This is a genomic window from Dietzia sp. HMSC21D01 (assembly GCF_001815995.1).
Lineage (GTDB): Bacteria > Actinomycetota > Actinomycetes > Mycobacteriales > Mycobacteriaceae > Dietzia > Dietzia cinnamea.
The window spans coordinates 1-8006 of the sequence record NZ_KV824169.1; the positions used below are offsets into that span (position 1 = coordinate 1).

Consider the following 8006-nt stretch of genomic DNA (forward strand, 5'->3'; position numbering starts at 1 on the left):
GCCGCCACCGTCATCGCGGCGATCGGCGGGTCGGTCATGCTCGCCGGCATCGCCTTCCTGCTGGTGGTCGCCATCCAGGCCGGCCTCTTCCCGCCGATCGCGCGGGTGATCGCCGCCGCCGCGCTCGCGGTGGTCCTCGTCGCGCTAGGCCTACGACTTCAGGCGCGCCACGAGCCGACGGCCGGGACCCCGGTCAACCCCGGCGCGCTCGCGCTCGTCGGAACCGGACTCGCCGCCGCGATGCTCGACGTCATCGCCGCGACCACCCTCTACCTGTGGATCCCCGTCCCGGCCGCGTTCATGTTCGTCGGCGGACTCGCCCTCGGCGGCATGGCGCTGGCCCAACGGTGGGCCTCGGGGCTGCTGGCGTGCCTCGTGTCCGCGGGCACGATGCTGCTCGCGCCGTTCATCTCCACGGACGTCGAACTGCCGGTCTTCGTCGCGATCGTCGGCATCGCCACCGCCGCCCTCGCCGCCGACCTGGGGGTGGCCGTCCGCGTCGTGTGGTCCGTCCTCCCCGGCATCCTGCTGGCCGGATACCTCTCGCAGGCCGCCCTCCACTCCCGCGGCGAACAGATGGCGCTCATCGCGACCGCCCTCGTCTTCGCCGCCGTCGGAGCAGGGGTGGCCTGGTACGACTCACTCCGCCGGAGCCCCGCCGTCGAGAACGCGGCCCTCGTCGTCGTCCCCACCGCACTGCCCCTCGCCCTCCTGCCCGCCACATACCTCCTCCGGCCCGGCTGGCCCTACGGCCTGCTCCTCGCCGCGGCCTACCTGGTCGTCGCCGTCCTCGCCGGCCGCACCGCCGGCACGGACCGCGCCGGCGGCACGGACCGCGACCGTCACGCCATGCACCTGTCCGCGGTGACCGGCATCGTCGGCAGCGCGCTACTCCTGCTCACCTGGGTCGAGCTGGGCGGGCGCGAGATGACCGGCTTCGCCCTCACCCTCAGCGCGCTGGCGTACGTCGCGGCGGCCGGGCTGTGGGGCCGCAGGTGGCTGCACTGGGTGGCCGGAGCCGCGTCCGTACTCGCCCTGCTCGTGTACCTGGGCGTCAACGAACCGCACCTCGCGCTCAGCGAACGGCTCGCGGTGCGCGAGTTCAGCTACTGGGACGTCGTCTCCGCGCTCGCCGTCACTGCGTTGGCGGCCGCCGTCACGTGGTGGGCGCGGCGCCGACTGCCCCGAGAGGCCGGGCGCGTGACGATGGTCGGCGCGGTCGTCGCCCTGGCCACCTTCTCGGTGATGATCGTCGCCGCCGGCGTGACGATCGGCGACCTCACCGGCGCGGCGCGCACCGGGTTCCTCGCCGCGCACCTCGTGGTGACCGTGCTGTGGATCTGCTGCGCGGCGTGGTTGGTCCTCACCCCGAGCCCCCGCATCGCCGACGCCCGCCGGCTCGGGTTCGTCCTGGGCGCGCTCGCGCTGGCGAAGCTCCTCCTGCTGGACCTCGCCACGCTGCCGGGCCTGTTCCGCGTCCTGTCGTTCATCGCGGTCGGCGCGGTGATGCTCGCGGTGGCCGTGCGCTACCGCAAGGAGACCGACCCGTCGGGCAGCGGCTCGCCCACGTAGATGTGGAAGGCCCGCGGCTCGGCGCCGGACATCAGCACCTGCACCTCCGGGTGATCGACCTCGTCGGGATCGTCCGACGGCTGGCTCCACACGACCTCTCCCGCGTCGGTCAACTCGCGCAGCGCCATCCGCGTGGCGCGTACCCACCGCACGCGCTTGAGCGCGGGCTCGTCGCGGAGCAGGTCGTCCGCCAGTCCCTCCCGGTCGCGCAGATCGACCATGAGGCGCTCACCGTCCGGGCACTCGTACGCCATGCAGACCTGGTCGACCAGAACGGCCAGTGGCCACGAGGGCGCCGAGCCGAGCAGATCGACGATGATCATGCGCGCGTCCTCCACCTGACAGGCCGTCGGCGTGGTGAGGACCTGCATCCGGTCGGCGACGTCCTCGGTGATCTCGATGAGCTGAACGGTCATGGTGAACTCCCGTGTCCGACGAGACGGTCGACAAGGGGGTTCGCGGCGCGGCCCGAACCGTCCCGACTGTGACCTAGATCATAGCGCACCGGCGTGGCCGACGGGTCTCGGCGGGATGACGATCTCGCGAACAGGCCCGCCGACCGCGCCCGCCGACGACGCGCGTGTGGTTGTGTCACAGCTGTGACCCTCTCGCACACCGGCCCCGTGGACACCGCCGCCTTCACCCTCGCCTACGAGGGCGTCGACCCCCGGGACGAGGGCCTGCGCGAGACCCTCACCTCCACCGGCAACGGCTACATGGCCACCCGCGGCGCGGCCGAGTGGGAGGAGGCCGACGACGTCCACTACCCCGGGACCTACGTCCACGGCCTCTACAACCGCGCGACCACCCTGCTCGGCGGCGTCCCGGTCCACAACGAGGACCTGGTCAACCTGCCGAACTGGCTGCCGCTGAAACTCCGCGTCGGCGGCGCGGAGGTCCTGCGCCTCGCGGACGTGGAAATTCTCGACTACCGGCACCGGCTCGACCTCCGCGCCGCGGTGCTCACCCGGCACCTGCGCTTCCGCGACCGCGAGGGGCGCGAGACCGAACTGGTCAGCCGCCGGTTCACCTCCATGGCGTCGATGCACCACGCCTACCTCGAGTGGACCCTCACCCCGCTCAACTGGTCCGGGCCCGCCGAGGTCGTCAGCGCGATCGACGGGCGCGTCACCAACGACGGCGTGCCCCGCTACCGCGACCTCGAGGGAACCCACCTCCACCCCGTCGGAACGGAGTTCCCGGAGCCGGAGGTGATGGCGCTCAAGACCCGGACCCGCCAGTCCGAGGTCACCGTCAGCGTCGCCGCCCGGACCTGTGTCCTCGCCGCCGGCCGGTCGGTCGAGGTGCCCCGCACCGACTTCCGCACCCCCGACCACGTTCAACAGACGCTGCACCTCGATCTCGAGCGCGGGGTGCCGGTGACCGTGGAGAAGTCGGTGGCGCTGTTCACCTCGCGCGACCCCGCGACGGGCGACACGCTCGTGCGGGCGCATCGCTCGGTGGCCAGGTCGAGGTCGTTCGAGTCCGCCCTCGCGCACCACCGCGAGTCGTGGGACCGGCTGTGGCAGGCGTGCGACGTGCAGGTGTTCGGCGACGACGAGGCCCAGCACCTCCTGCGCGTCCACATCAGCCACATCCTGCAGACGTGCTCGCCCAACACCGCCGATCTCGACGCCGGCGTCCCCGCCCGCGGGATCAACGGCGAGGCCTACCGCGGCCACGTGTTCTGGGACGAGTTGTTCGTCCTGCCGTTCCTCACGTACCGGTTGCCGGGCGTCACCCGCAGCCTGCTCATGTACCGCTACCGTCGTCTGGCGGAGGCGCGCGCCGCCGCCCGGGCCGTCGGCCGCGCCGGCTTCATGTTCCCGTGGCAGAGCGGATCGCTGGGCACCGAGGAGACCCAGGAGGTCCACCTCAACCCGATGTCGGGGACGTGGGACGTCGACCTGTCCCACAACCAGCGGCACGTCAGCGCCGCGATCTTCTACAACGTCTGGCAGTACATCACCACCACCGAGGACACGATGTTCCTCGAGTCCCAGGGCGCGGAGCTGATGCTCGGCACCGCGCGGTTCTGGGCCTCCGTCGCCCACTACTCGTCCGACCGGGAGCGCTACGAGATCCACGGCGTGATGGGCCCGGACGAGTACCACGAGAAGTACCCGGGCGCCGCCGAGGGCGGCCTCCGCAACAACGCCTACACCAACGTCTTCGTGGCGTGGATCTGCGACATCGCCGCGCACCTGCTCGACCTGCTGCCGGCACCACGCGCGGACGCCGTCCGCGCCCGGACGGAGCTCCGCGACGAGGAGATCGAGCGGTGGAAGGACATCAGCCGCCGGATGTTCGTGCCGTTCCACGACGGGATCATCAGCCAGTTCGAGGGCTACGCCGACCTCGAGGAGCTGGACTGGGACGCCTACCGCGCGAAGTACGGCGACATCCAGCGCCTCGACCGGATCCTCAAGGCCGAGGGCGACACCCCGGACCGCTACAGGCTGGCCAAGCAGGCCGACGCGGTGATGCTGTTCTTCCTGTTCGGCGACGACGAGCTGCGCCGCATCTTCACCCGGCTCGGCTACGAGTTCCCCGACGACGCGGCCCGCCGCACGATCGAGTACTACGACCGTCGGACCTCGCACGGGTCGACCCTGTCGTACATCACCCACGCCGGCGTCCTCGCCCGCTTCGACCCGGACTCCTCGTGGGAGCGGTTCACTGTGGCGCTGCGCAGCGACGTGAGGGACATCCAGGGCGGCACCACCCGGGAGGGCATCCACATGGGGGTCATGGCGGGCACGGTCGACCTCGTGCAGCGTTTCTACGCCGGCATGCGGGCCGAGGGCGGGATGCTCCATCTGGAGCCGAACCTGCCGGAGGCGATCGACGGTGTCTCGTTCTCGGTGATCCACCTGCGCTCCCCGCTCACCGTGACGGTGACGCGCGACGAGGTGGTGATCCGGCACCGTGACGGCGTGATCGACGCGACGCCGGTGCGTGTCAGCGTGGCGGGTGAGGAGCGGCTGGTCGCGGTCGGTGCGGAGGAACGGTTCAGCCTGGCGTGACCTCGGCGCGGGCGTGGCGGCGGGCCGCGCGCGCCCGGCGTCGCTCCTCGCGTCGCTGACGGTCGTGGACCACCTCGGCCTCGTGGTCGTACGGGCTGCCCCGGAACCGCCGGAAGGCGTAGACGAGCAGCGCCAGCGCCACGAGCCCCGAGAAGATGAGGGTGCCGCCGGTGCCCCACCCGCCGACCAGCCACAGATCCGGCGAGAACGGCCACCATCCCGGCACCGCCGCCCCGATGCCCCAGAAGAGCCCCAGGCCGATCAGCCAGGCCACGCCGAGCGCCGAGCCGGCGATCCTGGGCCACGACTGAACCCCGTGGGAGGCGCCCTCCATGGCGAGCCGCTTGATCGTGAGGAGCCGCCGGTCGAACCAGTCGTACTGCCGCGAGAGCACGACGGTCCCGGCGAAGAGCATGAGCAGTCCGGGGCCGGGCAGGAACAGCGCGGCGACGCCCAGGGCGACGAGCGTCCAGCCGAGCACCTCCAGGCCGAGGCGCCTCGCCGCGACGTAGCCGAGTCTTCTCACCGGACCATCGTGACAGAAATCGGGGGCGTCAGAGGCGCCGTGGGGGTCAGGCGGGGACCGTGGAGCGGTACTCGTCGGCGGCGCGTACCCCGGCGTCGAGGTCGACCTCCGGCCAGCCGTCGGGGGCGTGGAGGACCGCGGCGAGGTGCGCGGCGGTGAGCCCGGCGCCGGCGTCCAGCAGCGCCTCGACGGCGTCCGGGTCGGGGTCGTCGAGGAGCGTGGAATCGGCCAGGTCGTCGATGATGTCGCGCAGCGCCGCGCGCGTCACGGGGAACAGTTCGGGATCGAAGCCGTCGTCGACGGGCTGGTCCAGCCGCCACCAGCGCGACCCGTCCCAGCCGTAGAGGAACCCCAGGTACGCCCCGCGGGACCGCGCGTGCTCGACTCCGCGGCGCCACCAGCCGGGTGCGTCGCCCACGAGGTCGGTGCCGGCCTCGCCGGCGCGCCCGCTGCCCTCGGTGAGGGAGAACTCGTGGTGCCATCCGGCCAGCAGGGCGCGTCCGTCACCGGGCCGCAGGAGGGCCATCCACATGCCCTCCGCGCCGGCCCAGTGCAGGGCCGTGGCGGTGGGTCGGTCGTGCTCGAGTCCCACCGCCGCGCGCACCGCGGCGTCCACGGCGAGGAGGGCGGCGATGTCGTCGGGCGTCGAGTCCGTGTCCACCGGGAGCAGGGCCATGCGGCCCAGGGTAAACCCGATCGACGACGACGAGGTGACGATCACGGTGAACGTCCGGCGACCCGCGGGTGCCACAGGGGTGCACGGCCGCGCGGATCGCGGAAGCGAACCCGCTGCGGTCGGCCCGGGCGACTCGTACGGTGGGCGCATGATCAGTGACGTCGCACACAGGCTCCCGCCGGGCCCGAGGGCGCCCCGCCTCCTGCAGGCGGTGCTCGCTCTCGCCGCCCCCGCGGCCGTGTTCCCCGCGGCGGCCCGCCGGTACGGGGTGCCGTTCACGCTCGATCTCATGCCCCGGGGGCGGAAGGTCGTCGCGGTCTCCGAGCCCGCGCAGGTCAAAGACGTGTTCGCCGGCTCGCCGTCGGTCTTCCACGCCGGTAAGGGCAACGACCTGCTCCGTCCCCTCCTGGGCGACCACTCGCTCCTGCTTCAGGACGGTGACGAGCACGCCCGCGCGCGGCGACTGCTGGCGCCGGCGTTCGGGCGGCGCGAGATCGCCGGCTACCGCGAGCTCGTCGAGGAGGTCACCGCCGAGCAGCTGTCCCGGTGGCCGCGATCGGGCCGGGTCCGCGCGCACGTCCTGCTCAACCAGCTCACCCTCGAGGTGATCCTGCGGGTCGTGTTCGGCGTGACCGACTCCGCCCGGCTGGACCGGATGCGACCGATCGTCGCCCGGGCGGTCGACGCGGGGCCGGTCGTGATGATCGGGCTGGGGATCGGTCCGCTGCGCCGGCTGTGGCCGTGGAGCCGCGAGGTGCGCGACCTCGAGACCATCCACGAGTTCCTCGGCGAGGAGATCGAGGCCGCCCGGCGCGACCCGGCGCTCGAGGAGCGGCGGGACCTCATGGCACTGCTGGTGCGCGCCTCGGCCACCGACGCGCAGGGGCTCTCGGACGCGGAGCTGCGCGACCAGCTCATGACCCTTGTCGCGGCCGGGCACGAGACCACGGCCACCGCCATGGCGTGGTCGATGCTCGAGCTGGCCCGGCATCCGCGGGTCCAGGAGCGCTGCGTCGCCGAGATCGCCGGGGACGGGTCGGAGTACCTCGACGCCGTGCTCAAGGAGGTCCTGCGACTGCACCCGGTCGTGCCCATGGTCATGCGGGAGCTGCAGGAGCCGGCCACGATCGGCGGGCACACCTACCCGCGGGGCGTGACCGTGTCGCCGTCGATCGTCCTGGCCCACCGCTCCCCGGGGACCTATCCGTCGCCCCTCGACTTCGACCCCGGGAGGTTCCTGGGCGAGGTGCCCACGCCCACGGAGTGGCTGCCGTTCGGTGGCGGGGCGCGCCGGTGCATCGGCGCGTCGTTCGCGATGATGGAGGGCGAGGTCATCCTCCGGCAACTCCTCGAGAGGTACCGACTGGAGCCGGTCGGCAGCGGGCGGGAGTGGCCGCGGTCCCGCAACGTGACGCTGTACCCCTGGCGTCGGGCGCGCGTGGACCTGCGTCCACGCTGAGGTGGCGGGGGATCCGGATGTGCGTTTTACTGAAGATTTTCCTACCGTGGTCGGTGTGAACGCTTCTCAGACGCCCTCTTCGCAGCCCGAAGCGCCGCGCGCCTCGGCTCCCTGCATGTACACGTGGATCTCCGAGACCGGCAGGGTGATCGAGCAGGTCAGAGTCGTTCCCAGGGGTGATTCCGCGCGTGCCCGCGGTCGGATCGTCTCCGCGGCGCACCCCGAGCACGTGGCCTTCACGGTCGAATATGACGCGGAGATCGGCTCGGATCAGGCCCTGCGTCGGGTCGGGCTGACGGTGAGCACCGAGGAATACGAGCGGTCCATAGACCTGGCCTGCGACGACGAGGGCGCCTGGCTCCTCGACGATCCGAGCGGCACCCGGTCCCGCGTGGGCGGCGACGGCGTGGTCGACGTGGACGTCACCTACAGCGTGTTCTTCGCCAGCGTCATGATCCGGCGCCTCGGGCTGCACGCCCAGCCCGGATCCGCGGAGGAGCGCGTGCTCTCGGTGGATTCCATGACGCTCGACGTCACCGAGGACACGGTGACCCTGTCCAGCGACGACGAGCAGGTCCACGGATTCACGGCGACCGCCTCGACCAGCGCGACGGTCGACGCCGGCGGCATGATCATCGACGTGCCGGGGCTCAGCCGACGGGCCTGACCTCCCGGCCCGCCGCCCCCGCCGCGCGCAGCTCCTCGAGCCACCCCGCGGCGCCCGGCGTGACCTCCACCGGCTCCCCG

The 8006-nt window shown here is 72.5% G+C and carries 7 protein-coding genes; 4 read left to right on the plus strand and 3 right to left on the minus strand.

What is annotated here, in order from left to right:
• On the plus strand, nucleotides 1-1572 hold a 1572-nt coding region (locus HMPREF3086_RS17370; RefSeq protein ID WP_070723181.1), incomplete at its 5' end, for a DUF2339 domain-containing protein.
• Here the strand turns inward: HMPREF3086_RS17370 and HMPREF3086_RS17375 are convergent.
• Nucleotides 1527-1988 (minus strand): hypothetical protein, encoded by a 462-nt coding sequence (locus tag HMPREF3086_RS17375; RefSeq protein ID WP_007627825.1) that lies wholly within the window; start codon nucleotides 1986-1988, stop codon nucleotides 1527-1529. The two genes, HMPREF3086_RS17370 and HMPREF3086_RS17375, sit on opposite strands and share 46 nt — an antisense overlap.
• A gap of 183 nt (nucleotides 1989-2171) precedes the next feature.
• On the opposite strand from HMPREF3086_RS17375, the gene HMPREF3086_RS17380 reads away from it, so the two are divergent.
• The gene (locus HMPREF3086_RS17380; protein ID WP_083324513.1) at nucleotides 2172-4598 is read left to right on the plus strand and encodes a glycoside hydrolase family 65 protein; all 2427 of its coding nucleotides are present in this window, start codon (nucleotides 2172-2174) and stop codon (nucleotides 4596-4598) included.
• On the opposite strand, the gene HMPREF3086_RS17385 is transcribed toward HMPREF3086_RS17380, so the two are convergent.
• Together HMPREF3086_RS17385 and HMPREF3086_RS17390 are read right to left on the minus strand one after the other, a co-directional pair.
• Nucleotides 4585-5124 carry a PGPGW domain-containing protein gene (locus HMPREF3086_RS17385; RefSeq protein ID WP_070723183.1) on the minus strand — a complete coding sequence of 180 codons (540 nt, stop codon included), beginning with the start codon at nucleotides 5122-5124 and terminating at the stop codon, nucleotides 4585-4587. The two genes, HMPREF3086_RS17380 and HMPREF3086_RS17385, sit on opposite strands and share 14 nt — an antisense overlap.
• Nucleotides 5125-5170: 46 nt before the next feature.
• Nucleotides 5171-5800, minus strand: coding sequence for a hypothetical protein (locus HMPREF3086_RS17390; RefSeq protein WP_070723199.1), 630 nt, complete (start codon nucleotides 5798-5800; stop codon nucleotides 5171-5173).
• Between the two features lie 148 nt (nucleotides 5801-5948).
• Here HMPREF3086_RS17390 and HMPREF3086_RS17395 point away from each other — a divergent pair, with 148 nt between their 5' ends.
• Nucleotides 5949-7259, plus strand: coding sequence for a cytochrome P450 (locus tag HMPREF3086_RS17395; protein ID WP_070723186.1), 1311 nt, complete (start codon nucleotides 5949-5951; stop codon nucleotides 7257-7259).
• Between the two features lie 115 nt (nucleotides 7260-7374).
• Nucleotides 7375-7926 (plus strand): putative glycolipid-binding domain-containing protein, encoded by a 552-nt coding sequence (locus HMPREF3086_RS17400; RefSeq protein ID WP_070723191.1) that lies wholly within the window; start codon nucleotides 7375-7377, stop codon nucleotides 7924-7926.
• Nucleotides 7927-8006 lie beyond the last annotated feature (80 nt).